Origin of the sequence: Plantibacter flavus, from assembly GCF_051487245.1 — a bacterium.
Taxonomy (GTDB): Bacteria; Actinomycetota; Actinomycetes; order Actinomycetales; family Microbacteriaceae; genus Plantibacter; species Plantibacter flavus_B.
On the sequence record NZ_JAHVDH010000007.1, the window covers coordinates 15,250 to 37,692 of the forward strand.

22 protein-coding genes and 1 tRNA gene are annotated in these 22,443 nt (G+C 69.5%); 14 read left to right on the forward strand and 9 right to left on the reverse strand.

The genetic code is table 11. The features are described from left to right. Nucleotides 1-3 precede the first annotated feature (3 nt). Genes KXS11_RS17405 through KXS11_RS17425 form a run of 5 tightly spaced genes read right to left on the reverse strand, consistent with a single transcriptional unit; the run spans nt 4 to nt 3,479 of the window. Nucleotides 4-687 carry a hypothetical protein gene (locus KXS11_RS17405; protein WP_437386938.1) on the reverse strand — a complete coding sequence of 228 codons (684 nt, stop codon included), beginning with the start codon at nt 685-687 and terminating at the stop codon, nt 4-6. Then, nucleotides 684-1,136, reverse strand: coding sequence for a hypothetical protein (locus tag KXS11_RS17410; RefSeq protein ID WP_437386939.1), 453 nt, complete (start codon nt 1,134-1,136; stop codon nt 684-686). Before KXS11_RS17410 ends, KXS11_RS17405 begins: the two co-directional genes overlap by 4 nt. Continuing rightward, the gene (locus tag KXS11_RS17415) at nt 1,133-1,780 is read right to left on the reverse strand and encodes a hypothetical protein (protein ID WP_437386940.1); all 648 of its coding nucleotides are present in this window, start codon (nt 1,778-1,780) and stop codon (nt 1,133-1,135) included. Before KXS11_RS17415 ends, KXS11_RS17410 begins: the two co-directional genes overlap by 4 nt. Beyond that, nucleotides 1,777-3,171: a hypothetical protein gene (locus KXS11_RS17420; RefSeq protein ID WP_437386941.1), complete on the reverse strand. Its 1,395-nt coding sequence runs from the start codon at nt 3,169-3,171 to the stop codon at nt 1,777-1,779. The genes KXS11_RS17415 and KXS11_RS17420 overlap by 4 nt, the downstream gene beginning before the upstream one ends. Beyond that, nucleotides 3,168-3,479, reverse strand: coding sequence for a hypothetical protein (locus KXS11_RS17425; RefSeq protein ID WP_437386942.1), 312 nt, complete (start codon nt 3,477-3,479; stop codon nt 3,168-3,170). Before KXS11_RS17425 ends, KXS11_RS17420 begins: the two co-directional genes overlap by 4 nt. A 110-nt stretch (nt 3,480-3,589) precedes the next feature. On the opposite strand from KXS11_RS17425, the gene KXS11_RS17430 reads away from it, so the two are divergent. Both KXS11_RS17430 and recR read left to right on the forward strand, forming a co-directional pair. Next, nucleotides 3,590-6,172 carry a DNA polymerase III subunit gamma and tau gene (locus KXS11_RS17430; protein WP_437386943.1) on the forward strand — a complete coding sequence of 861 codons (2,583 nt, stop codon included), beginning with the start codon at nt 3,590-3,592 and terminating at the stop codon, nt 6,170-6,172. A 3-nt stretch (nt 6,173-6,175) separates the two neighbouring features. Continuing rightward, complete coding sequence (gene recR / locus KXS11_RS17435; RefSeq protein ID WP_437386944.1) at nt 6,176-6,775, forward strand: recombination mediator RecR; 600 nt, start codon at nt 6,176-6,178, stop codon at nt 6,773-6,775. Between the two features lie 170 nt (nt 6,776-6,945). Here the strand turns inward: recR and KXS11_RS17440 are convergent, their stop codons facing one another. Further along, nucleotides 6,946-7,695, reverse strand: a complete 750-nt coding sequence (locus KXS11_RS17440) for a GNAT family N-acetyltransferase (protein ID WP_437386946.1) — start codon at nt 7,693-7,695, stop codon at nt 6,946-6,948. A 76-nt stretch (nt 7,696-7,771) separates the two neighbouring features. Between KXS11_RS17440 and KXS11_RS17445 the strand changes: the two genes are divergently transcribed. The 5 genes from KXS11_RS17445 to KXS11_RS17465 all read left to right on the forward strand — a co-directional run bounded on the left by KXS11_RS17445 (nt 7,772) and on the right by KXS11_RS17465 (nt 12,826). Further along, nucleotides 7,772-8,824 carry a saccharopine dehydrogenase gene (locus tag KXS11_RS17445; RefSeq protein WP_437386947.1) on the forward strand — a complete coding sequence of 351 codons (1,053 nt, stop codon included), beginning with the start codon at nt 7,772-7,774 and terminating at the stop codon, nt 8,822-8,824. Beyond that, nucleotides 8,821-9,444: a TetR family transcriptional regulator gene (locus tag KXS11_RS17450; RefSeq protein ID WP_437386949.1), complete on the forward strand. Its 624-nt coding sequence runs from the start codon at nt 8,821-8,823 to the stop codon at nt 9,442-9,444. Before KXS11_RS17445 ends, KXS11_RS17450 begins: the two co-directional genes overlap by 4 nt. Nucleotides 9,445-9,564: 120 nt before the next feature. Further along, nucleotides 9,565-10,836 (forward strand): aspartate kinase, encoded by a 1,272-nt coding sequence (locus KXS11_RS17455; protein WP_437386950.1) that lies wholly within the window; start codon nt 9,565-9,567, stop codon nt 10,834-10,836. 173 nt (nt 10,837-11,009) lie between these two features. Next, nucleotides 11,010-12,077, forward strand: a complete 1,068-nt coding sequence (locus KXS11_RS17460) for an aspartate-semialdehyde dehydrogenase (RefSeq protein ID WP_437386951.1) — start codon at nt 11,010-11,012, stop codon at nt 12,075-12,077. A 32-nt stretch (nt 12,078-12,109) separates the two neighbouring features. After that, nucleotides 12,110-12,826, forward strand: coding sequence for an SGNH/GDSL hydrolase family protein (locus KXS11_RS17465; RefSeq protein WP_437386953.1), 717 nt, complete (start codon nt 12,110-12,112; stop codon nt 12,824-12,826). Nucleotides 12,827-12,911: 85 nt separating this feature from the next. Here the strand turns inward: KXS11_RS17465 and KXS11_RS17470 are convergent, their stop codons facing one another. Beyond that, nucleotides 12,912-13,373, reverse strand: coding sequence for a hypothetical protein (locus KXS11_RS17470; protein ID WP_437386955.1), 462 nt, complete (start codon nt 13,371-13,373; stop codon nt 12,912-12,914). Nucleotides 13,374-13,564: 191 nt separating this feature from the next. Here KXS11_RS17470 and KXS11_RS17475 point away from each other — a divergent pair, with 191 nt between their 5' ends. The 3 genes from KXS11_RS17475 to KXS11_RS17485 all read left to right on the forward strand — a co-directional run bounded on the left by KXS11_RS17475 (nt 13,565) and on the right by KXS11_RS17485 (nt 17,081). Beyond that, the gene (locus KXS11_RS17475; RefSeq protein WP_437387019.1) at nt 13,565-15,037 is read left to right on the forward strand and encodes a malate:quinone oxidoreductase; all 1,473 of its coding nucleotides are present in this window, start codon (nt 13,565-13,567) and stop codon (nt 15,035-15,037) included. Nucleotides 15,038-15,126: 89 nt separating this feature from the next. Further along, entirely contained in the window at nt 15,127-15,774 is a 648-nt protein-coding gene (locus tag KXS11_RS17480) for a thymidine kinase (protein WP_437386956.1), read from the forward strand. Next, the gene (locus KXS11_RS17485) at nt 15,771-17,081 is read left to right on the forward strand and encodes a UDP-glucose dehydrogenase family protein (RefSeq protein WP_437386957.1); all 1,311 of its coding nucleotides are present in this window, start codon (nt 15,771-15,773) and stop codon (nt 17,079-17,081) included. The genes KXS11_RS17480 and KXS11_RS17485 overlap by 4 nt, the downstream gene beginning before the upstream one ends. Here KXS11_RS17485 and KXS11_RS17490 read toward each other — a convergent pair. After that, entirely contained in the window at nt 17,057-17,494 is a 438-nt protein-coding gene (locus tag KXS11_RS17490; protein WP_437386958.1) for a VanZ family protein, read from the reverse strand. The two genes, KXS11_RS17485 and KXS11_RS17490, sit on opposite strands and share 25 nt — an antisense overlap. Nucleotides 17,495-17,679: 185 nt before the next feature. Here KXS11_RS17490 and KXS11_RS17495 point away from each other — a divergent pair, with 185 nt between their 5' ends. The 4 genes from KXS11_RS17495 (at nt 17,680) to KXS11_RS17510 (ending at nt 21,160) form a co-directional block, all read left to right on the forward strand. Then, a complete protein-coding gene (locus tag KXS11_RS17495; protein ID WP_437386959.1) occupies nt 17,680-19,479 on the forward strand; it encodes a DUF4012 domain-containing protein in 1,800 nt (599 codons plus the stop codon). A 120-nt stretch (nt 19,480-19,599) separates the two neighbouring features. Further along, nucleotides 19,600-20,145, forward strand: coding sequence for a hypothetical protein (locus tag KXS11_RS17500; RefSeq protein ID WP_437386960.1), 546 nt, complete (start codon nt 19,600-19,602; stop codon nt 20,143-20,145). A gap of 279 nt (nt 20,146-20,424) precedes the next feature. After that, nucleotides 20,425-20,952, forward strand: coding sequence for a hypothetical protein (locus KXS11_RS17505; protein WP_437386961.1), 528 nt, complete (start codon nt 20,425-20,427; stop codon nt 20,950-20,952). Between the two features lie 134 nt (nt 20,953-21,086). Further along, nucleotides 21,087-21,160 (forward strand) — tRNA-Pro (locus tag KXS11_RS17510). A gap of 192 nt (nt 21,161-21,352) precedes the next feature. On the opposite strand, the gene KXS11_RS17515 is transcribed toward KXS11_RS17510, so the two are convergent. Then, a complete protein-coding gene (locus KXS11_RS17515; RefSeq protein WP_437386963.1) occupies nt 21,353-22,327 on the reverse strand; it encodes a metallophosphoesterase in 975 nt (324 codons plus the stop codon). Nucleotides 22,328-22,443 lie beyond the last annotated feature (116 nt).

The following is a 22,443-nucleotide window of genomic DNA, read 5'->3' on the forward strand; positions in this document are numbered from 1 at the left end:
CGGCTACGGCCCGATCGGATCGCCGTGCTCGTCGAGCCAGCGGAACGTGTGCGCGATCGCGTCGACGAGTGCGACGAGCACCTCGATCGTCGACTGGGGGAGGCGTTCCGGACCGACCCGACCGACGACCGTGCAACTGATCACGAGGGCCAAAGCGCGCGGAACCGCTGCCGCTCGGGGGACGAAGTACTCGATCCGGATGAGATCGACCGGCTCGCCGTCTGGTGACTCTCGGTCGATGCGCAGCGCGCGGGTCACGGGGAGGTCGCCGAAACGGTCCTCCGTGATCGTGACGGGTCGGCCGCCGACCGGGGGGACGGCCCATGCCTCGGGCAACCGTCCGTCGAGATAGGCGGCCCGCGATGAGGCCGGCGCGTTCATGACGAGGACGTTCGCCGGGATCACCGCTCCGCCTCTGGGCGCGACCGGAAGCAGGACGTCGACGCCGCCGCTCGCCCGGGCCGCATCCCGCAGCGCGCGTACCTGTCGGCGGAGCGCCGACCGCAGCACGGCGAGCTCGGATGATCCGACCTCCGAGCCGGTGCTCGGTATCAGTCGTCGGACGACCGCCTCGACCGGCTCGTCGGCAGGCAGGTGCGCCCACGCCGGAGGCAGCACGAAGCGGTATCGGCCGGTGTCGCGGCCGATGCTGTCCGCTGGGGTCGGCGTCGCCGTGTCGTGGTTCACCGGGCGCCTGCCCGGGCTGCACGACGCGCCACGTCCTGTGCGTGCCGCTCGGCCCAGAACGCGAACAGCTGCCCGACCGCGATCGCGGCGACGCCCGTCCACAGTGCGACGTCGAGGTCGTGCGGCCAGTCCGCATCGAACGGACGCTTCGCCTCGATGCGTTGCGACACGAGCACGGCACCGAGCTGGACGGCGCCCAGCACACCGGCGAACGCCTGCGCCGTGCGGCGGTGTCGCCCCCACCAGGCGAGGCCGAGGGTCACGATGAGGAGGCCGATCGGCACGGCGACGTACCACCAGGCCTGGGGGATCCAGGGGGTCTCGCCGTCGTCGGCGAACGCCAGCGGGACCACGCAGGCGACCAGCCAGGCGATGAGCACCAGGCCGGCGAGCACCAGTGTGGCGACCACCCAACGGGGGACCGCGAGACGGACGGGTGCGGCGCTCATGCCGTCGTGTGCCCGGTCGCGCTGCTCGGCCCCTGGAGGACCTCGTCCACGTCCAGCGCCCGCGCGAGGGCGTCGAGTTCGGGTTGGAGTTTCGCCATCAGCGCCAGGTCGTAGTCCGCGTAGGCGATCGACACGTAGGCGGTCTGGAGCGTCCACCCGTAACTGCGCACCGCCGCCAGGGTTCCGTCCGCCCCGCGTCTGCGCTTCACCGCGACCACTCCAGGGCCCAGGTGGGGAGAGGTGAACGGCTCGATCTCCGGCGCACCGTCGAGCCCTGGCTGGTCGAGCTGCAGGAACGATTCGAGCGACGCGTAGGGGCCGAGACGGGAGTCGGTAGCGGTGATCCGGATGACCCGCGCCGGCCGACTGAGGTCCGGGACGTACGCCACGCTCCAGGCGGTCCCGACGCCGTCGCGACTGCGCGAGAGCTCCACGAGGTCGTCGCGCAGCGCACCGCGCTTCATGAACGCCAGTCGCGAGCGCTTCGCCACGCGACGGGACACCGCGTCCGCCCAGGATCGGGGATCGGGGTGCCCGTGGTACGGCCAGACGTGCGGGATCCACTCCCAGCGGTCGAGGTCGATCTCCCGGAGGTGCACCGTCAACACGCTGGGGACGGCGTCCGTGTGATCCTGCGCGGTCATGATCCGTCCTCGTCCGAGCCGAGGTCGCTCAGGTCGGTGTACGAGGGCGGCGCCGTGACTGATCCGAAGGGATCGAAGGGGAACGCGCCGTCGGGCGCCGGACGGACGACGCCGTTGTAGCCACCGGAGTCCGTCGCCGTGTACGAGCCGTCGAAGTCCGGCACCGAGGGGACGAGTGCGTACTCGTCGACCGGGACGCGCTGCGTGTCGCCCGTCAACGGGAAGATCGGGATCGGCTCCTGATGTGCCGCCGGCGCGACGTCGTTCGGCGCGAGGTCGGGCAGCGCACTCGGCGACCCGGCGGCGATCGCCTCACCAGCCTCGGTGCTGATCGCAGCGAAGATGTCGACCTTGTTGGTCAGGTAGTACTCGACGGCGGCCCGCTGGTCGACGCCCTGGCGGCCCAACGTGTCGAGGAAGTCGTCGGCGTTCGCATTCGTCCCCGTCGTCCTCGGTACCCCGGAGAGCGAGCCGATGCCCGTCGGCGGGACGTCCATGTTCCGGAGCAGCGCGGCGATCGGCCCCTTCGCGAACTTGCTGAACGGGATGAGGCCGATCAGGTCCCAGGTGAGCTGGGTCTCGAGGCCGCGCTCGCCGGAGGCGATGGCCGCCCCGGACATGCCGGCCTGCAGGAGACCGATGGTGAGGCCGGCGCCACCGACGATCGCGATGGCCAAGGGGATGCCGGGGACGGCGGCGAGTCCGCCGGTCAGCACCGTCGCGACGACGAGGGCCGCGATCGCGAGGACAGCCGCGATGACGAGGACGACGACGCCGATCACGGTCAGCACGTCGTAGACCACCTTGCCCCAGTCGTCCCACCAGGTGTCGTTCATCCCGTCGCCATCGACCGCCGTGGTGATCATGGACGCTGCCGTCCGCCCGGCGTTCTCCGCGCGGATGCTCGCGTTCTCCAGGTCGACCTGTGCCTGCGACTGCGCGATCCGAGCGCGTTCCAGGCGGTACCAGGCGGCGTTCGACGTCTCCCTGGCCTCGGCGGCCCCGGTCTGCGTCGGGTCTGCGGCTGCTGCCGTGGCAGCGGTCGTCGCGAGGTCGAACTTCTCGAGGTAGTCGGTGTTCGCGCTGGCGTGCTCGCTGTCGGCGGCTTCCGCTGCGGCGATCGCGTCGCGCTCGTCCTGCTGCGCCGCCTCCAGCTCGGTCGCGTAGTAGTCGAGCGCCTCCTGGACGGCGCGGTACCGCGGTTCCGTCAGGGCGATGTTCTCGCCGAGGTACTCCGCGTTGTTGCGGTACTCGACCACTGCGAGGCTCGTCTGCTCACCCAGCTCGATCGACTGCAACTGGCCGGCGGCGGCCACGATCGTGTCGGCGATGCCTCCGTACGTTCCCGCCCACGTGCGGATCGTGCCGGGGTCTCCTGCGATGGGGCTCAACCCTCGTCTCCATTTCCGTCGGTACCCTCGGCTGCCGCTGCGGCGTCCGCCTCCCACTGCTCCACCTGATCGGCGATCGCCGTTCCGAGGCCGTTGAGGGTGGTGATCGCCTCGGAGAACTCGCGCCGGCGGGTGTCCCAGCCCGTCGCGAACTCCTGGAGGGTGCGCGCGAGCAGCTCGTGCGGGACGACGTCGCCGGCGGAGGAGGTGTTCTGCTCCGCGTCGTCGAACTCGGCCTTGATGACCGCGAGGTTGGCCGTCGTGTCGCGGATGAGGCCGGTGTCGACCGTGAACTGATCCGTCGTCATCGAATCCCCCTGTTCGTGATGCCCCCAGTCTACGAAGACGCTGCGCGGAGGACGATGGGGAGGACTCCCCGTCGGGTGCCGATGTCGGGGGCGACGGCTACGATTGCTTGGTGGTCACTGCTCTGTATCGCCGGTATCGGCCCGAGACGTTCGCCGAGATGATCGGTCAGGCTCAGGTGACCGATCCGCTCATGACCGCCCTGCGCACGAACCGCGTCAATCACGCCTACCTGTTCAGCGGTCCCCGCGGCTGCGGCAAGACGACCTCGGCCCGTATCCTCGCGCGCTGCCTCAACTGTGCAGAGGGCCCGACGGACACGCCGTGCGGTGTGTGCCCGAGCTGCGTCGACCTCTCACGCGACGGCTCCGGCTCGCTCGACGTCGTCGAGATCGACGCCGCCAGTCACAACGGTGTCGACGACGCCCGAGACCTGCGCGAACGCGCCATCTTCGCGCCCGCCCGCGACCGCTACAAGATCTTCATCCTCGACGAGGCGCACATGGTCACGCCGCAGGGCTTCAACGCCCTGCTGAAGATCGTGGAGGAGCCGCCGGAGCACGTGAAGTTCATCTTCGCGACCACCGAGCCGGACAAGGTGATCGGCACGATCCGCTCGCGCACCCACCACTACCCGTTCCGGCTCATCCCGCCAGCGCAGATGCTCGACTACGTGCAGCAGCTGTGCGAGAGCGAGCACGTGGGCGTCGAGGCCGGTGTGCTGCCGCTCGTGGTGCGGGCCGGTGGCGGTTCGGCGCGCGACACCCTGTCGCTCCTCGACCAGCTGATGGCCGGTTCCGAGGGTGACTCCGTCGACTACGAGCGCGCGGTCGCCCTGCTCGGCTACACGCACACGGCGCTGCTCGACGAGGTCGTCGACGCGCTCGCGGCCCGCGACGCGGGTGCCGCGTTCGGCACGGTCGACCGCGTGATCCAGACCGGTCAAGACCCACGCCGCTTCGTCGATGACCTCCTGGAGCGCTTGCGCGACCTCATCGTCGTCGCCGCCACCGGTGAGAACGCCGCTGCAGTCCTTCGCGGACTGCCGCAGGACGAGCTCGACAAGATGCTCGCCCAGGCACGTGCGTTCGGCATCGCGGAACTCTCCCGTACGGCCGACGTCGTGAACGAGGCCCTCACGCAGATGACGGGTGCGACCTCGCCCCGACTGCACCTCGAACTCATGATGGCGCGCATCCTGGTGCCAGCTGCAGACGATTCCGCTCGTGGCGCACTCGCCCGGGTCGAGCGCCTCGAACGGCGGATCGGTGTCGAAGGGCCGGTCGAGCCCGGGGCCGCAGCGTCGGCAGATGCTCCTGCGCGGGCCTCGGTCCCCGCGCCTGCGCCGTCGTCAGCCGCGGCGCCGTCCGCGGCTCCCGGTCCGTCCTCGGTGCCGAGCACACCCTCTGTCCCTGGTGCGTCCTCGGCCGCTGGTGCGTCCTCGGTCCCTGAACCTGTCGAAGGGCCGACCCCCGCGCCGGCGCCTCGCGTCGGCCCGGTCACGCTCCAGCTCGTGCGCGACGCCTGGCCCGAGGTCGTCGCCCGGGTGGAGAAGGCCGACCGCAAGGCGTGGATGATCGTGCTGAACACGCAGGTCGGCGGATACTCCGACGACGAAGTGCTCACGCTCGTCTTCGCGAACAACAGCGACTTGACCGACTTCAAGGCGCGTCACGCTCCGGGCACCGGCGTCGCCGAAGTGCTCAGAACGGCAATCCTCGACGTCCTCGGCGTGCGCGTGAAGTACCTCGCGAAGGTCGCCGGCGCCGAGGAGACGGCAGCGGGTCGCGCTTCGGCTCCTGGTCCGTCGCCCGAGCAGTCGGCGTGGTCCACGCCGAGCATGCCGCAGCAGGTTGCAGCGCCGGAGGCCGCGACGACGCCGGGTGAAGCACCTGCCGCTTCCCGTCCCTCCTGGCCCACGGCGGCACCCGCCGACACCGCGGCACCGTCCGTTTCCACGGATTCCGGCTGGGCGACGGTGCAGCCGCCGTCCGAGCCAGCATCGTCCACTGAGGCCGTGGTGGTCCCTGAGCCCTCCTCGGTCCCCGCATCCTCCTCGGTCCCTGAGTCTGCCGCTTCAGCTCCTGAGCCGGCCTCGGTCCCTCAGCCCGTCGAAGGGCGTCCCTCGACAAGCTCGGGGACCGGCGAGGTCCGGGTCCCCGACGCCGCTTCGATCCCGGAGCCCGCTTCGATCCCGGAGCCCGTCGACGGGCCGCACACCGGGCGCGCCTCGTCCCAGACTCCTGCGGCCCCTGCGCAGCAGCGCCCCCAGCAGTCCGCGCCGCGCCAGCAGGCTCCGGCTCGCGGCCCCGCCGCGAGCGACGCCCTCGGCTCGCGAACGGTCACGTGGGACGTCGCGTCCATCCCCTCCGACGACGACGCACCTCCCGCAGACGACGAACCGCCCTACCCGGACCCGTTCGAGCGGGCTGAACCGGTGTCGCCGGTCCGCCCGGCCCCCGCGGCACAGGCGTCACCCGCGGCACAGGCGTCCTCCGCCGAGCCTGTCGCGGATCCGCCCAGCACACCGGCTCCCGACCGTCGTCAGCCGCCGGCCAAGATGCGTCAGGCGCCTCCCGCGCCCACCTCGCACCCGGCCGGCGACAACCGCTACGGCGAGAGCGTCGTGCGGGAACTCCTCGGTGCGACCTTCATCGAGGAGCAGCCGCACGAACCTCGCTCTGGAGGGCGGTAGTCCATGTATGAAGGCATCGTCCAAGACCTGATCGACGAATTCGGCCGGCTTCCCGGCATCGGCCCGAAGTCGGCGCAGCGCATCGCGTTCCACATCCTCCAGACGGAGTCGTTCGACGTCTCGAAGCTCGCCGAGCTGCTCACCGTCGTGCGCGAGAAGGTGAAGTTCTGCGAGATCTGCGGCAACATCTCCGAGCAGAACCTCTGCAGCGTGTGTCGGGATCCGCGCAGGAACCCCGCGCTCATCTGCGTCGTCGAGGAGCCCAAGGACGTCGTGGCGATCGAGCGCACCCGCGAGTTCCGCGGGTTCTACCATGTGCTCGGTGGGGCGATCAGCCCGATCGACGGCGTCGGTCCCGACGACCTCAACATCCGGCGTCTCATGCAGCGCCTCGCCGACGGAACCGTCACCGAGGTCATCCTCGCGACCGACCCGAACCTCGAGGGCGAGGCGACGGCCACCTACCTGAGTCGTCTGCTCGTGCCCATGGGCATCCGGATCACGAGGCTCGCCTCAGGCCTGCCCGTCGGTGGCGACCTCGAGTACGCCGACGAGGTCACCCTCGGTCGGGCGTTCGAGGGCCGCACCGTCGTCAGCGGCTGACCCCACCCGCGGCCTGCCCGCTCGCCGTGCGTCCACAATTCAGGACGTTCGCCGGTGTGTCGCCCAGCAGGGCCGTCTGCGACCGGGACGCGCCGATACGTTCCCGAGTCATGAACATCCTGAGTTGCGGTCGGTCGCGGGTTGGGAACGCGCGGGCAGGACAGCCGAGCTCACTCGGCGGAGGGTGCAGGCCACTCAGCGACGACCGGACGCACCGAGAGCTGGCGGCCGACCGCGGAGAACCCGAGCTTGCGCGCGACAGCGCGTGAGCCGGGATTCGTGTCGGCGGCGCGCCACTGGGGCAGCAGTCCGGCGGCGAGCGCGTGTTCGACGGCTGTCGACGCGAGCCGGGTCGCGAGCCCTGTCCCACGTGCCTCCGGAGCGGTCAGCGCGGTGACGTGTGCCACGCGCAGTGGCCAGGACCGGTAGCCCGCGACCGCGAGGACCCTGCCGCCCTGCCTGACGGAGAACAGCGGCGAGGTGATGCCGAAGATGCCACTCTCGGACGCCTCTTCCTCGCTCACCTTCGACAGCAGTGATTCGATGGCCGGGTCGCTGGCCTTGCTCGCGACGACGTCGATCTCCTCGGCCGGGGTGAACCTGCCGGGCAGCAGGTAGTCGAGGGTCGCGGGGCCGAGGACGTCGGCGATCTGGACGCGCGACCGCAGGAACTCGAGCGTTCCGACCGTCCTCGGCTGCTCGGCGTCGATCGCGAGGCGCCTGGCCGTGTCGTCGTCGGGCACGATCGCCAGGGCGCTGCCGTCGATCTCGACGACGCCGATCCATCCGGGAGGGCACGCCATCGAGCCGGCGTTGACGACGACCGCCACGCGGCCGGGGGAGAAACGGGCCGTCGGCGAGGCGAGCCCCTGCCACAGGCGTCGCACGGTCGCGAGCACTCTGGCGTCTTCGGGCTGCATACGCTCACCCTATCGAGCGGGCGCACTGGTGTCCGGCGTGGTCATTTATAGGTCAAATGACCTATAAGCTGTGATCATGATCGATCACCTCTTCCACCAGCCCGACGGTCCCGTCCTCATCGTGGGCGGCTACGGCACCGTCGGGGCCGAACTCAGCGCACTCGTCGCGGCAGCCGGATTGCCACTGCTGCTCACTGGCCGGACCCCGGCGAACGGTGCGGCACTCGCCGAGCGCCACGGCGCGAGCCTCGCCCGCTGGGACCTGCGCGATCCTGCGCCGTTCGAGGCGAGCGTCCGCGCCGTCGTGAGCGCCGTCAACGACCCGGAGGATCGCGTGCTGCGCGCTGCCGTGCGCGCGGGGATCCCCTACGTCGACATCACCCGGTGGACGAGTCGCCTCGCACGCGCCTCGGTGACGGCCACACAGCTCGAGCCGACCGCTCCAGTCCTCCTGTCGTCTGCGTGGATGGGCGGAGTGGTCAGTCTCGTCGCGGCGGCGCTCATCGCCGAGCTTGGCGGCGCCCACCGGGTCGACGTCGCGATCCGCTACGACATGGCGGACCGCGCGGGTGCCGACTCGGTGGACTTCGTCGACCGTCTCGGGCAGGACTTCGAGGTGGTGCGCGGCGGTTCGGCCGAGCTCGTGCGGCCACTCACGTCGGCAGGGTGGATCGACATCGCGGGACATCGCACGAGAGTCGCCGGGCTCGACACGCCAGAACAGCTCACCCTCCCGATCACGCTCGGGGTCGACACGGTCACGACACGTATCGGTTTCAGCGCGAACTCCTCCACCGCGATGCTGCTGGCGCTTCGTCGCATCGGGTTCTTCCGCTGGGCGAGCGGTCCGCGCTGGAAGCGGGTCCGCCGGTCGATGCTGTACGCACCGGGAGCGGGCGGCACGGCTCACCTCCGGATCGATGTCGACGGTGCGGCCGGGCATCGCACCGCCATGGTGTCCGATCCCGCCGGCCAAGCGCACCTCACCGCCGTCGGAGGGTTCCTCGCTCTCCAGCACGTGCTCGGTGACGCGGCTCGGCCGGGTATCGTCTTCCCCGAGTCCGTCACCGACCCGGCGACGGTGCTCGCGCAGCTGCGCGAGCTCGAGGTGGAGGTGCTGGTGTCATGACGGACCGCGCGCCTGCCGTCGGCAAAGGTGACCTCCGCCGTGCCGAACTGCTCGACGCCGCCGAAGCGGTCCTGACGACCCAGGGCAACGCGGCCGCAGCGATGCGCGACTTCGCGGCGGCGGCCGGCGTCCGGCTCGGGCATCTGCAGCACTACTACCCCACACGGGCAGACCTTCTCCAAGCGGTCCTCGAGCGCACGCTCGATCGCTCGCTCGGCCACCTCGAGGCCGTCGCGCAGCGGGCGATCGGTGGCCCGGAGGGAACGGCGGTGCCCTTGCAGCGCGAGGACACGTCACGTATGGTCGCGGCGCTGCTGCAGGCGCAGGGCGAGACGCACGCCGTGAGACTGGCTGTCGAGATCTGGGCGATCGCCGCCGGTGACGCCCGGATCGCCGAGGTCCTCCGATCGTTCTACGAGCGATACGCGCACCTCGCGGGCGACCTCGTGGGGCAGGCGAGACCCCGTGTGGAGCCCGCTCGCCGAGCGGGGATCGCCGCTGCGCTCGTCACGCTCGTGGAGGGGTCGTCCGTCGTCGGATCCGACCTCGCGGGGCTGCGCTCCGACGAGGCGACGACCGCGCTGGTCGCCGCAGCGCAGTTCCTCATCCACGACGCCTGAGCTCGGCGCCCGCCGCCGCAGCGGTTGTCGGCTATCCGTCACATGACCGGCCCGGAATGCTCCGATGGGTAGGATGATCCAGGGCCATTCGTGCCCGCACCGACTTCCCCAGGAGATCCGATGGCATTGATCGTGCAGAAGTTCGGCGGCTCCTCCGTCGCTGACGCCGAGAGCATCAAACGCGTCGCAAAACGCATCGTCGAGACCCGCAAGGCGGGCAACGAGGTCGTCGTCGCCGTCTCGGCGATGGGCGACACGACCGACGAACTGCTCGACCTGGCTCACGAGGTGACCCCGATCCCCGCCCCGCGTGAGCTCGACATGCTGCTCTCGAGCGGTGAGCGCATCTCGATGGCCCTCCTCGCCATGGCGATCAGCAGCATGGGGTACGTCGCCCGTTCGTTCACCGGCAGCCAGGCCGGCATGATCACGGACGCCCAGCACGGCGCGGCCCGGATCGTCGACGTCACGCCCGTCCGCCTGCGCGAGGCCCTCGACGACGGCGCGATCGTCATCGTCGCCGGCTTCCAGGGGTTCAACCGCGACACCCGCGACATCACCACCCTCGGCCGCGGCGGCTCGGACACGACGGCCGTGGCGCTCGCCGCTGCGCTGGACGCCGACGTCTGCGAGATCTACACCGACGTCGACGGCATCTTCACCTCTGACCCCCGGGTCGTGCCGAAGGCCAAGAAGATCGACCGGATCTCCAGCGAGGAGATGCTGGAACTCGCGGCGTCCGGTGCAAAGGTCCTCTACATCCGCGCCGTCGAGTACGCACGCCGGCACGGCGTGACCCTCCACGTCCGTTCGTCCTTCAACAACAACGAGGGCACGCTCGTCCTCAACAACCCAGGAGAGGGTGACGCACCCATGGAGCAGCCCATCGTCGCCGGAGTCGCGACCGACCTCAGCGAAGCGAAGATCACCGTCGTCGGCGTGCCCGACCTCCCCGGGAAGGCCGCCGAGATCTTCACGATCGTCGCGAAGGCCGGCGGCAACGTCGACATGATCGTGCAGAACGTGTCGACCGCCGTGTCCGGGGTCACCGACATCTCCTTCACGCTCCCGAAGCCCGAGGCCCAGCAGGTCTTGCGTGCGCTCGCGGCCGAGCAGGAACGGGTGGGCTTCTCCGCCATCCAGCACGACGACCAGATCGGCAAGCTCGCGCTCGTCGGTGCGGGCATGCGCACCAACACGGGTGTCTCGGCGAAGCTGTTCGAGGCTCTGAGCGCCGCCAGCATCAACATCGAGATGATCTCCACCAGCGAGATCCGCATCTCGGTCGTGACGCGCGCCGACACGCTCGCGAAGGCTGCGAACGTGGTCCACGCCGCGTTCGGTCTCGACGGCGATGACGAAGCCGTCGTCCACGGCGGCACCGGCCGCTAGCGGTCCCTCCCTCCGACGCTTCTCGACAGGTTCGGGGATTCGCGGTTCGGCGCTCGGAGCCCGAGCGCAGCCTCCCCGGACCCTGAGCCTGTCGAAGGACGACGTCAGGGAAACATCAGCAGTGATCGTGATGCAAGATGGTTCGTAGCATCCCCGAAACCAGAGGAATCCCCATGAGCAACGGTGTACGTGTCGGTGTCGTCGGAGCAACCGGCCAGGTCGGCAAGGTCATGCGCCGCCTGCTGGAGGAGCGCGAGTTCCCGATCAGCGAGATCCGCTTCTTCGCGACCGCGCGGTCCGCGGGCACGGTCCTGCCGTTCCGCGGCCAGGACGTCGTCGTCGAGGACGTCGAGACCGCCGACCCGAGCGGACTCGACATCGCCCTGTTCTCGGCCGGTGCCACGGGCTCGCGCGCGCAGGCCCCACGCTTCGCCGCTGCAGGAGCCCTCGTCATCGACAACTCGAGCGCGTGGCGCATGGACCCTGAGGTCCCGCTCGTCGTCAGCGAGGTGAACCCGCACGCGATCAAGGACGCCGTCAAGGGCATCGTCGCGAACCCGAACTGCACGACGATGGCTGCGATGCCGGTGCTGAAGGTCCTCGACGCCGAGGCCGGTCTGTCGCGTCTCATCGTGAACACCTACCAGGCGGTGTCCGGCTCCGGCCTCGCCGGGGCTGCTGAGCTCGCCGGTCAGATCGAGGCGGCTGTCGCCCAGGGCGACCTCACGCGCCTCGTGCACGACGGCTCGGCCATCGACTTCCCGGCCCCCGACAAGTACGTCGCTCCGATCGCCTTCGACGTGATCCCGCTCGCCGGTTCGATCGTCGACGACGGCCTCGGCGAGACCGATGAGGAGAAGAAGCTCCGCAACGAGAGCCGCAAGATCCTCGAGCTTCCCGAGCTCCTCGTCTCCGGCACCTGCGTCCGCGTCCCGGTCTTCACCGGTCACTCGCTCGCGATCAACGCCGAGTTCACGAGGGACCTCTCGCCCGAACGTGCGATCGAGCTCCTGAGTGACGCCCCCGGCGTGCAGCTCTCCGAGGTGCCGACGCCCCTCGAGGCCGCTGGTGCCGACCCGTCGTTCGTCGGACGGATCCGCGCGGACCAGAGCGCGCCCGCCGGCAAGGGTCTCGCGCTGTTCATCTCGAACGACAACCTCCGCAAGGGTGCCGCGCTGAACGCGGTCCAGATCGCCGAGCTCGTCGCGGCTGAGCTGCTCGCGCAGCCGGCTGCGGTCTGACCGGTCGTCCGGGCTTCGGGGCTGGGAATCACATGGCGCGCCCGCGTCTGCGCAAGCGCTGGTTCGCCGCGTTCATCGCGGCGGCCGTCGCGGTCACGGCGGTCATCGCGGTGAGCGGTCTCCGGGCGGACGTGCAGCAGACCACGGTGGCACGAGCCGACACCGGTGCTGACGTGGCGGTGGGGCCGCTCGTCGCCTTCTACGGCGACTCGTACACGAAGGGTTCGGCCGCGTCCTCGCCGAGCGCCCGCTGGTCGTCGCTCGTCGCCAAGGCCGAGGGGTGGACCGAGTACAACGCCGGGTATCCAGGCCTCGGCTTCGTTCGCAAGCGCGACCAGGTCGGCGACGTCGCGGGCGACGTCATCGCGCAGCACCCCGAGGTGCTCATCGTCGCGCTCGGCATCAACGACAACTTCGTCTGGGCCGGCAACGAGCAGGCGATCCAGGACGCGGTGCTCCCGGAGTTCCAGCGTCTGCGCGATGGGCTGCCGAACACGCGCATCGTCGTGGTCGAACCGTGGTGGTACACGGCCGACCGGCCCGAGTCCGTCGAGCGGATCATCGGCTGGGTGCACGGCGCTGCGGAGGCGATCGACGCCGATTACATCTCGGGGGCGTCGCACTGGCTGGATGAGAACCCGGGCGCGTGGATCTCCGAGGACGGCCTGCACCCGAGCGACGCCGGCTACGCCCACCTCGCCCAGCGCATGCTGGAGGAGCTCGACGCCCTGTCGCCCGCCCTCCCGTAGACGGTGCGGTCGTCGCGACGCGGCCCGCGCACGTGTGCCCGAGGTCGATGCGTCGCGCATCGACCTCGGGCACACACCTGGTCCGCTAGGAGACGGCCACGCTGGCGAAGCAGCGCGGGTCGGAACCGACCGACGCATCGAAGATGAACTCCACGGTCGCGGTGTGCGTCGATGCCTGCACCCCACGCAGATCGAGGTCGTGCCACTGACCATCCTGTTTCATGGAATCGGGCGAGTATGACCAGGTGGAGGAGCCGTTGTTCAACCCGAGATTGATGTTGGCGCTGTTCCCGTGCGGCGCGCCGTCATAGGTGATCCGATAGCGCTCGACCGTCACGATCCGGTCGGATCCCGCGGTGTACCAACTGACCTCCGCGGTTCCCGTGCCGACACCAGTCCCGGAGTGGGCGGTGCAGGTGAGGGTCCGGGTGCCACTCGACGCCATCGTCTCGGAGCCCGGTTGGGCCGCGGCGCCGGTGACGAGCGGCACGGTGAGCGCGGCGGCGCACACGGCGAGGGCGGCTGACTTCTTGACGTTTCGGTTCATGGTGTCCCCTTCGACAGACCTCTCTCCCACGTGTATGTGAGGTTTCAGCAGTGTGGCATATTAACTGTCAGTCGTCCAACTTGCTGCGCCGGTCTCCGCGCCGAACTGTCTCGATGTCGAGCGATCTCGGCGTCGGCGTCCGCTGTATCGACGCGGATGGGAAGGTGCAGCCCGGTCGCGACTAGACTGCTCTGGTGACCGAATCTGTCGACGTAGCCCTCATCGGTGGCGGCATCATGAGCGCCACGCTCGCCGCCCTCATCCACCAGGTGCAGCCCGACTGGAAGGTCGAGGTGTACGAGCGCCTGAGCGATGTCGCGCTGGAGAGCTCCAACCCGTGGAACAACGCCGGGACGGGGCACGCCGCGCTCTGCGAGCTCAACTACATGCCACAGGACGCCAACGGCCAGGTCGACCCGGCCAAGGCCATCAGCATCAACGAGCAGTTCCAGCTCAGCCGCCAGTTCTGGTCCTACCTGGTGGAGCAGGGCGTGCTCGGCGAGCCCGACACCTTCATCAACGCGACACCGCACATGACCTTCGTGCGCGGCGACAAGGACGTCGAGTACCTGCGCAAGCGGTACGAGGCCCTCAAAGACCAGCCGCTGTTCGCGGGGATCGAGTTCAGCGAAGACCCGGCGGTCATCGCCGAGTGGGCCCCGCTGCTCATCAACCGTCGCGCGGTGGGCGAGCGGATCGCCGCGACCCGCATCACGGCCGGTACCGACGTCGACTTCGGCGCGCTCACACACAAGCTGTTCCACGAGGCCGCTCCGAAGGCGAACCTCAACCTCAACCGCGAGGTCCGGAAGCTCAAGCGCCAGGCCGACGGCACCTGGAAGCTCCGCGGGCGCCACGCGCTCGGCGGGACTCCGTTCGAGGTCGACGCGAAGTTCGTGTTCGTCGGCGCCGGGGGTTGGGCCCTCAAGCTGCTGCAGAAGTCGGGCATCCCAGAGATCAAGGGATACGGTGTCTTCCCGATCGGCGGGCAGTTCCTCCGCACCGACAACCCGGCAGTCGTCGCGAAGCACCGCGCGAAGGTCTACAGCCAGGCTTCGGTCGGTGCACCGCCAATGTCGGTCCCGCACTTGGACACGCGCGTGGTCGACGGCCAGGCGAGCCTGCTGTTCGGCCCCTACGCCACATTCTCGCCGAAGTTCATGAAGCGCGGTTCGCTGCTCGACATCGTCGCGCAGGTCCGTCCGGGCAACCTGCTGCCGATGCTGGCCGTCGCGAAGGACAATCCGAGCCTCATCAGCTACCTCGTCGGCCAGCTCATGCAGTCGCGGGCCCAGAAGATGGACAGCCTGCGCGAGTTCCTGCCGACCGCGAAGGACGAGGACTGGTACCTCATCGAGGCCGGCCAGCGCGCTCAGGTCATGAAGAAGGACAAGGACAAAGGCGGCGTGCTGCAGTTCGGCACCGAGGTCATCACCGGCGCAGACGGCACGATCGCCGGTCTCCTCGGCGCGTCCCCCGGGGCGTCGACCGCCGTGCCGATCATGCTCGACGTCCTGCGCAAGTGCTTCCCGTCGAAGATCGACGGCTGGGAGCCCAAGATCCGCGAAATGATCCCGACGTACGGCTCCACCCTGAACAGCGCTCCGGCGAAGGCCGCCGAGGTCCTCGAGGTCACCGCAGAGGCCCTCAACATCTCGAAGTAGGTGCCACTGCACCCCAAAACGGGTGCAGCATCGAGGTCCAGGGACCCGTGAATGCGACAGCTGTCCGCAGGGAACCCTAAGCTTGCCTGGTGGCGAAACTGTATTTCCGATACGGGGCGATGAACTCCGGTAAGAGCACGGCGTTGCTTCAGGCGGCCTTCAACTACGAGGAACGCGGCCATCGAGTCCTGCTGGCGAAGCCCGCCCTCGACACGAAGGGTGACGCGGCGATCCTCAGTCGCCTCGGTGTCACGCGCGACGCCGATTTCCTGCTCGCGCCCGCGGACAGTGCGCTCGAGGTGTTCACCGAGCACCGACGGCGCGTGGCGCACGAAACGGGTGAGGACGTCAGCTGCCTGCTCGTCGACGAGGCGCAGTTCCTCGACGGTGAACAGGTCGACGATCTGCTGCGTATCGCACTGCTCGAGGGGATCCCCGTCCTCGCCTACGGCATCCGGACCGACTTCCAGACCGTCGCGTTCCCCGGCAGTCGACGGCTCCTCGAAGTCGCGCACAGCCTCGAGGAGCTGAAGACGATCTGCCGTTGCGGGCGCAAGGCGATCTTCAACGGACGACGCTTCGGGGACACGTTCGTCTTCGATGGCGACCAGGTCGCCATCGACGGGACGACCGTCACCTACGAATCCCTGTGCGGCGTCTGCTACCTGCAGGAGTCAGGCGGTCGCCTCTCCACACCGACCCGCTCCACCAACATCAGTGAGGAATCACCCGAATGAAGCTCTCCGTCATCGGCTGCGGCTACCTGGGAGCCGTGCACGCGGCCGCCATGGCCTCCATCGGCCACGAGGTCATCGGCATCGACGTCGACCCCGCGAAGATCGAAGCCCTGTCCGCGGGACGCGCGCCGTTCTTCGAGCCAGGCCTGCCGGAGCTGCTGCTCGCCGGTGTGGAGTCGGGACGGTTGCGCTTCAGCACGGACATGGCCGATGCCGCCGAGGCCACCATGCACTTCATCGCGGTCGGCACGCCTCAGAAAGCCGGCTCGCAGGCCGCCGACCTGCGGTTCGTGGACGCTGCGACGACGGCCCTCGTGCCGTTCCTGTCGCCCGGTGACGTCGTCGTCGGGAAGTCGACGGTTCCCGTCGGCACCGCCGCACGTCTGGCAGAGCTCGTGGCGCCGACCGGTGCCGTGCTCGCCTGGAACCCGGAGTTCCTGCGCGAGGGGTTCGCGGTCCAGGACACGATCGCCCCAGACCGCCTCGTCTACGGTCTGCCGCCGGCGACCGCCGAGGCTGCGCAGGCGAAGGCAGCGCTCGACGAGGTGTACAGCGTGGCGCTCGGAACGGGCACGCCGCTCGTGTCAACCGGCTATGCCACCGCCGAACTCGTCAAGGTCGCGGCGAACGCGTTCCTCGCCACGAAGATCTCCTTCATCAACGCGATGGCGGAGATCGCCGAGGTCACCGACGCAGACGTGACCCAGCTGGCGGACGCGATCGGGCACGACGCCCGCATCGGTCGTCGCTTCTTGAACGCGGGCGTCGGCTTCGGCGGCGGGTGCCTGCCGAAGGACATCCGGGCGTTCACCGCCAGGGCTGAGGAGCTCGGTCGGGGCGAGTCCGTCGCGTTCCTCAAGGAGGTCGACGCGATCAACCTCCGTCGTCGCCAGCGGGTCGTCGACCTCGTGGTCGAAGAGCTCGGCGGCAGCGCCTACCGGAAGCGTGTGGCGGTGCTCGGTCTCGCGTTCAAGCCGGACAGCGACGACGTGCGCGATTCGCCGGCGCTCGACGTCGCCGTGGGTCTCAACGGCCTCGGTGCGGAGGTCCTCGCCTACGATCCAGAGGCGGTCGCGAACGCCGCCCGACTGCACCCGCAGCTGAAGTTCGCGGACTCGGCGGAAGCGGCGGTCGCGGAGGCGGACATCGTCGTCGTCGTCACCGAGTGGAAGCAGTTCCGTGAGCTCGACCCCGTCTCCGTCGGAGAGCTCGTCGCCGGACGGATCGTCGTCGACGGTCGCAACTGCCTCGACGTCGACGCGTGGCGCGGTGCCGGGTGGCGCTACGTCGGGCTCGGCCGGCCGTGACGGCGGACGAGTAACCGAACCATCAGGACGACGAGCGCGCCGAACAGGCCGCCCGCAGCGTTGGCGTAGACGTCGGCGATGGTCGCGACACGCTCGGGGAGCAGGGTCTGTCCGAGCTCGATCGCGGCTGAGAGCAGCGTCGTCACGACGGGTGCCAGCCACCAGCGGCGCAACGGCAGCTCGAGGGCGAGGAGCGCGCCGAGGGGGATGAACAGGAGCACGTTCGCTGCCGACTCGACGAACGCGTAGCCGAACCAGCTCGGCGCGCCAGCCTCCTGGAGCCGGTCGATGATCGCGAGCAGGGTGCTTCGACCCGCGGCGTCGACCGGCGTGGGCCAGAACGCGATCGCCATCATGATCGCCAGACAGATCACCAGCAGGGCCCCGATCACGATGCGGGGTGTGCGGCTCATCGGCGGGTCGTCTCCAGGGTGATCAGCGGACGTTCGGATGCCGACGGCATCCGGCAATGCTACGCCCTCCGGGCATCGTCGACGTCGACGGCGACCTCCCGTCGCCCCCTGGAAGGGGGTATCCAACCGCCGGTTCGGAGGGGCGACCGGCGGTTAGGATGTGCGTACCCGACGAAGGAGCACCCTTGGCTGACCCACGCCCGGCGAAGCCCGGTACCCGCATCCGTGGTCGCCGCCCGACCCGACTGTGGTGGATCTCCGCCGTGGTCCTCCTCGTCGTGGTGGGGGTCGCAGCCTGGATCGGCGTTCGCGCGTACCTCGCGAAGAACGCCCTCGAAGCCGCCCAGTCCGACGCACGGGTGCTGCAGAGCGCGGTGCTCACGGGCGACGATGCGGACCTGAAGGACCGCCAGCGCTCGCTCGCCGAGCACACCCGACGTGCGGTCGGACTGACCAGTGATCCCGTCTGGCGCGTGACCGAGTTCGTGCCCTTCCTCGGAGCGAACCTCACCGCTGTCCGGGAGGCTGCCGCCGCGACCGACAGCATCGCGGTCGACGTCCTCCCCGACGTGATCGGGCTCGCGGACTCGGTCACACTGTCGTCGTTGCTGCCTGGCGGAGGATCGATCGCGACCGAGGAGCTGCGCGCCGTGGCCCCGCGTCTCGCAACGGCGTCGACCGCCGCTCTGGCCGTCGCGAAGCGGGTGGATGCCATCAGCACGGACTGGACCCTGCCCATCGTCGGCGATGCGATCGACAAGCTGCGCACGACCGTCGACGACACGAGCAGCATGCTCGACACGGCCGCCCGCGCGACCGCGCTGCTCCCCGACATGGCCGGCGGTGCTGGGCCGCGCAACATCATGGTCATGATCCAGAACAATGCGGAACTCCGTTCGAGTGGCGGGATCGCCGGTGCGGTGGCGCTGATCCACGCCGAGAACGGCACGATCAGTTTCGGCGGGACCCGCAGCAGCGACGACTTCACGGGCTTCCCGACACCGGTGCTCCCCTTGAGTCCCTTCGAGCAGAACGTGTACACCGACAACCTCGGGACGTACATCCAGGACACCAACCTCACCGTCGACTTCAGCCGCACCGGCGAACTGGCGGCAGCGATGGGCACGCAGGTCTTCGGCGTCCCGATCGACGCGGTGATCGCGATCGATCCGTACGTCCTGGCGAACCTGCTCGAGGCGACCGGCCCCATCGCCCTTCCCGACGGCAGCGAGCTGACGGCCGAGAACACCGTCCGGACGCTGCTCAGCGATGTGTACGCGCGGTTCCCGGACCGGCTCGACCAGGACGCCTTCTTCGCCACGGTCTCCGGCGCCGTGTTCGACGAGATGCTCACGCGCAGCCCTGATCCCAAGGCCCTCGGTGCCGCCCTCGCCGCGTCCGGTGAGGAGAACCGGCTCCACGTCTGGAGCGCCCACCCTGCCGAACAGGAACGCCTGGCCGAGACGACGCTCGCCGGCATCCCGCCCGCCGACGACGATGAGGGCGTGTACACGGGGGTGTACCTCGAGGATCTCACCCGCGCGAAGATGGACTACTACCTCGAATCGAAGGCGGAGGTCTACTACGCCCGGTGCACGGCTCAGGGCCCGGTGTACACGGTGGCGGTCACGCTCACGTCCACCGCCCCGGCGGACGCGGCCACCTCATTGCCTCCCTACGTGACGGCCGAGGGCCGCTTCGGGACCGCTCCGGGCAGCATCGCGACGCGTGTCGTGATCCACGGCCCCCTGGGCGGGGCGCTGCTCGCAGCGAAGGACGGAGACGACCTCGCCGTCAAAGCGGTGACCGATCCGGCAGGCCGACTCTACGCCCAGACCGACGTGACCCTCGAACCGGGGCAATCGAAGGAACTGGTCTTCACGCTGCTCGCCCCAGACGCCCCAGAAGTACCCCCAAACCTGGTCACAACCCCCGGAATTACGGGGAAAACGACGATTTCAGCCTTCCCCCGATGCGGCTCCTGACGTAGCATCGAACCACCTCAGGAAGCCACGCACCCGAATTCGTGACCCTCGAGGCCCTCGGCGCACGCCCACCCGAAATCGGCGTTCGTAGGGGTAATTGACGTTCCTTGGGGAAACATCATGAAGCGCACCCTTGTCCTGGCATCACTCTGCCTCCTTGCTGTGTTCGCCGTCCCGACGGCTGCCAACGCAACGACCGAATCCACCTACGGCCCCATGGGCTGTGCCACGATCACCCCGGTGGCCGTGACCCAGGGGGAGTCGGCGACGTTCAGCTGCGACGACACGTTCACGCCCGACACCCCCGTGACGGTGACCGTCGCTGGTCCCGGCTGCCACCTGCCTGCTGCAGAGCCGACGACCGCCGGCGCGACCGCGCAGTCCGGCACGCAGCAGAGCGCCGTCCTGACCTCCGCCGCCTACGCCGCTGACGCCACACGGGCCTTCGCCGTGAAGATCGAGACGAGCAAGACCGAGTCCGGCACCTGCACGGTCACCGCGACGCAGGGGACGACCACTGAGACCGCGTCGTTCCAGGTCTCGGAGCGAGCGTTCGCATCGACCGGTTTCAGCGGCGCACTCCTGCCCTGGATCGGTGGAGGCCTGCTCGTCGCCGGCATCGCCGCCTTCGCTGTCGTCGGCGTCCGTCGCTGTCACGCAGCCTAGGCGTTCAAGGATTCACGGCCGGAGGCGATGCCTCCGGCCGTGGACAGACGGGACGGCGCCGGATCCTCCTGGACAAGGGTCCGGCGCTGTCCTCAGCTTCCGGCGCATGCCGCGGCGGGCATACTCGTACCCCCAAAGGTGGTCACATCCGCGGAATTCCGGGGTTTTTGATCGTGACCGGACCTGGATCTCCCCTAGCATGATGACGGCCACGGAGGCCGCGAGCGACCCGAGCTCGACTCCCGGCTCTCTGTCCGCACCGTCTCCAAGGGGTCTGCCATGAAACGAACTCTCTCCGCCGCCGCACTCGTGCTGCTCGCCGTCGTCGCACTCCCGACCGCTGCCAACGCGGCCGGTCAGGACAGCTACGGTCCCGGCAGCTGCAACTCGATCACCCCCGCGAGCGTCGCCCGCGGCGCGTCGGTCACCTACTCGTGCACCGACTTCTGGGCGGCCGGCCAGCGTGTTGCGATCTCGATCTCCGCCGAGGGTGCCGAGGCCCGCACGCTGTCGACCGTCGCCGACGAGACCGGCAACATCGAGGTCTCCATCGACACCCAGTCAGACCCGGCCGGCACCTACACGCTCACCGCGACGCAGGGCGCCGTCTCCGATTCGTCCGACTTCACCGTCCTCGACCCGGCAGACGCCGCAGCAGCTTCGGCGGCCGACCCGTCCGCCGGTGGCAAGGCGCTCGCCGACACCGGATTCGCCAGTGAGACGCTCCCGTGGCTCGCAGGCGGCCTTCTGGCCGCCGGTGCAGCAGCCCTCGGGGTCGTCGTCGTCCGGCGCCGCCAGCAGGCGTGAGACCACCGATCGGTCGGGTGGCAACGGCGCCCCCGGCCGATCAGGTCTCCTCACGCGTCCGGGATGGGTCGATTCGAGGAAGTGGCAAACAGCCGCTGAAAAATCGGCTATCCTAGACAAGGCCTTCGGGCCATCGGGGTGTGGCGCAGTTTGGTAGCGCGCTTCGTTCGGGACGAAGAGGTCGTGGGTTCAAATCCCGCTACCCCGACAGCAAAGCCCGGTGGATACGCAAGTATCCACCGGGCTTCTCTGTTTCTCGGCCGTCGTTCGGCGGTTCGTTGGGATGGGGGTTACACATCCCGCTACCCCGACAGCACAGCCCGGTCAGTTCACCTGACCGGGCTTCTCTGTTTCTCGGCCGTCGTTCGCTCGCACAGCACCGGCTCCCGTCCCGGAGCGCTCAGACCACCGTGCGACGCGGAAGGAATGTGACGAGCGTCGCCTCGGGTCGGCAGGCGAACCGCACCGGCGCGTAGATCGAGGTGCCGAGTCCAGCCGAGACGTTGAGGTACGCCGAGCGCAGCGCATGCCGCCACACGCTGAGGCCCTTCGCCTGCTTGCGGGGGATGTCGCAGTTGGTGACGAGTGCGCCGAACCCTGGCACGCACACTTGCCCGCCGTGCGTGTGCCCGGCGAAGATGAACTCCGCCCCCTGGGTCACGAACGCGTCGAGCACCCGGCGGTACGGGGCGTGCATGACACCCACGGCCACGGTGTGTGCGGGGGACACGTCGCTCGTCTCCTGCGTCTGAGCGTCGAGGCGTTCGTCGATGAGCGCGGTGAGCGTGTCGAGTCGGTCGAAGTGTTTGTGCGGGTCGTCGACGCCGAACAGGTCGAGTCGGGTACCCCGTACCGTGATCTCGCCGACGGCGTTGTTGAGGTCCAGCCAGCCGAGGTCCTGTGCGAAGAACCGCTCGAGGGCAGCAGTGTCGAGCGAGGTCGGCGCCACGTGCTTCGACGAGGTCTGGACGAAGTACTTGAACGGGTTCTTCGCGCTCGGCCCGTAGTAGTCGTTCGAGCCGTGCACGAAGGCGCCGGGAATGCCGGCGAAGACAGACAGGCCGGCCCGGATGCCGTCAATACCCTGCTCGTGGCCCAGGTTGTCGCCCGTGTTGATGACGAGGTCGGGCTGGAGGTCTGCGAGGGAGCGCAACCACGCCTGCTTCCGGCGCTGCCAGGGCGCCATGTGGAGGTCTGACAGGTGCAGGACGGTGATGGGCTGCGCATCCGGCGGAAGGACGGGAGCGGTCACCCTGCGGAGCGTGAAGGCGTTGCGTTCGACGAGTGAGGCGTATGCGAACGTCAACGCACCCGCCCCGACGACTGCCGCAGCCCCGATGCCCAGCTTGCCCCCCGTGCTCACCCGTGCCGTCATCGAACCCTCCTCCGCGGCCGTCGGATACGGCCGTCCCCCGAGCGTACCCGGTGAGCCCTCCGAAGACGCTCGGAGCGACGCCGTCGCACGCACAACGACCGAGGGCCTGTTCTGCG

Bases quoted from the DNA above. Each gene is read 5' to 3' on its own strand.
- KXS11_RS17410 (WP_437386939.1), bottom strand. From the start codon at position 1,136: ATGAGCGCCGCACCCGTCCGTCTCGCGGTCCCCCGTTGGGTGGTCGCC.
- KXS11_RS17415 (WP_437386940.1), bottom strand. From the start codon at position 1,780: ATGACCGCGCAGGATCACACGGACGCCGTCCCCAGCGTGTTGACGGTG.
- KXS11_RS17425 (WP_437386942.1), bottom strand. From the start codon at position 3,479: ATGACGACGGATCAGTTCACGGTCGACACCGGCCTCATCCGCGACACG.
- recR (WP_437386944.1), top strand. From the start codon at position 6,176: ATGTATGAAGGCATCGTCCAAGACCTGATCGACGAATTCGGCCGGCTT.
- KXS11_RS17440 (WP_437386946.1), bottom strand. From the start codon at position 7,695: ATGCAGCCCGAAGACGCCAGAGTGCTCGCGACCGTGCGACGCCTGTGG.
- KXS11_RS17445 (WP_437386947.1), top strand. From the start codon at position 7,772: ATGATCGATCACCTCTTCCACCAGCCCGACGGTCCCGTCCTCATCGTG.
- KXS11_RS17450 (WP_437386949.1), top strand. From the start codon at position 8,821: ATGACGGACCGCGCGCCTGCCGTCGGCAAAGGTGACCTCCGCCGTGCC.
- KXS11_RS17455 (WP_437386950.1), top strand. From the start codon at position 9,565: ATGGCATTGATCGTGCAGAAGTTCGGCGGCTCCTCCGTCGCTGACGCC.
- KXS11_RS17460 (WP_437386951.1), top strand. From the start codon at position 11,010: ATGAGCAACGGTGTACGTGTCGGTGTCGTCGGAGCAACCGGCCAGGTC.
- KXS11_RS17465 (WP_437386953.1), top strand. From the start codon at position 12,110: ATGGCGCGCCCGCGTCTGCGCAAGCGCTGGTTCGCCGCGTTCATCGCG.
- KXS11_RS17470 (WP_437386955.1), bottom strand. From the start codon at position 13,373: ATGAACCGAAACGTCAAGAAGTCAGCCGCCCTCGCCGTGTGCGCCGCC.
- KXS11_RS17485 (WP_437386957.1), top strand. From the start codon at position 15,771: ATGAAGCTCTCCGTCATCGGCTGCGGCTACCTGGGAGCCGTGCACGCG.
- KXS11_RS17490 (WP_437386958.1), bottom strand. From the start codon at position 17,494: ATGAGCCGCACACCCCGCATCGTGATCGGGGCCCTGCTGGTGATCTGT.
- KXS11_RS17500 (WP_437386960.1), top strand. From the start codon at position 19,600: ATGAAGCGCACCCTTGTCCTGGCATCACTCTGCCTCCTTGCTGTGTTC.
- KXS11_RS17505 (WP_437386961.1), top strand. From the start codon at position 20,425: ATGAAACGAACTCTCTCCGCCGCCGCACTCGTGCTGCTCGCCGTCGTC.
- KXS11_RS17515 (WP_437386963.1), bottom strand. From the start codon at position 22,327: ATGACGGCACGGGTGAGCACGGGGGGCAAGCTGGGCATCGGGGCTGCG.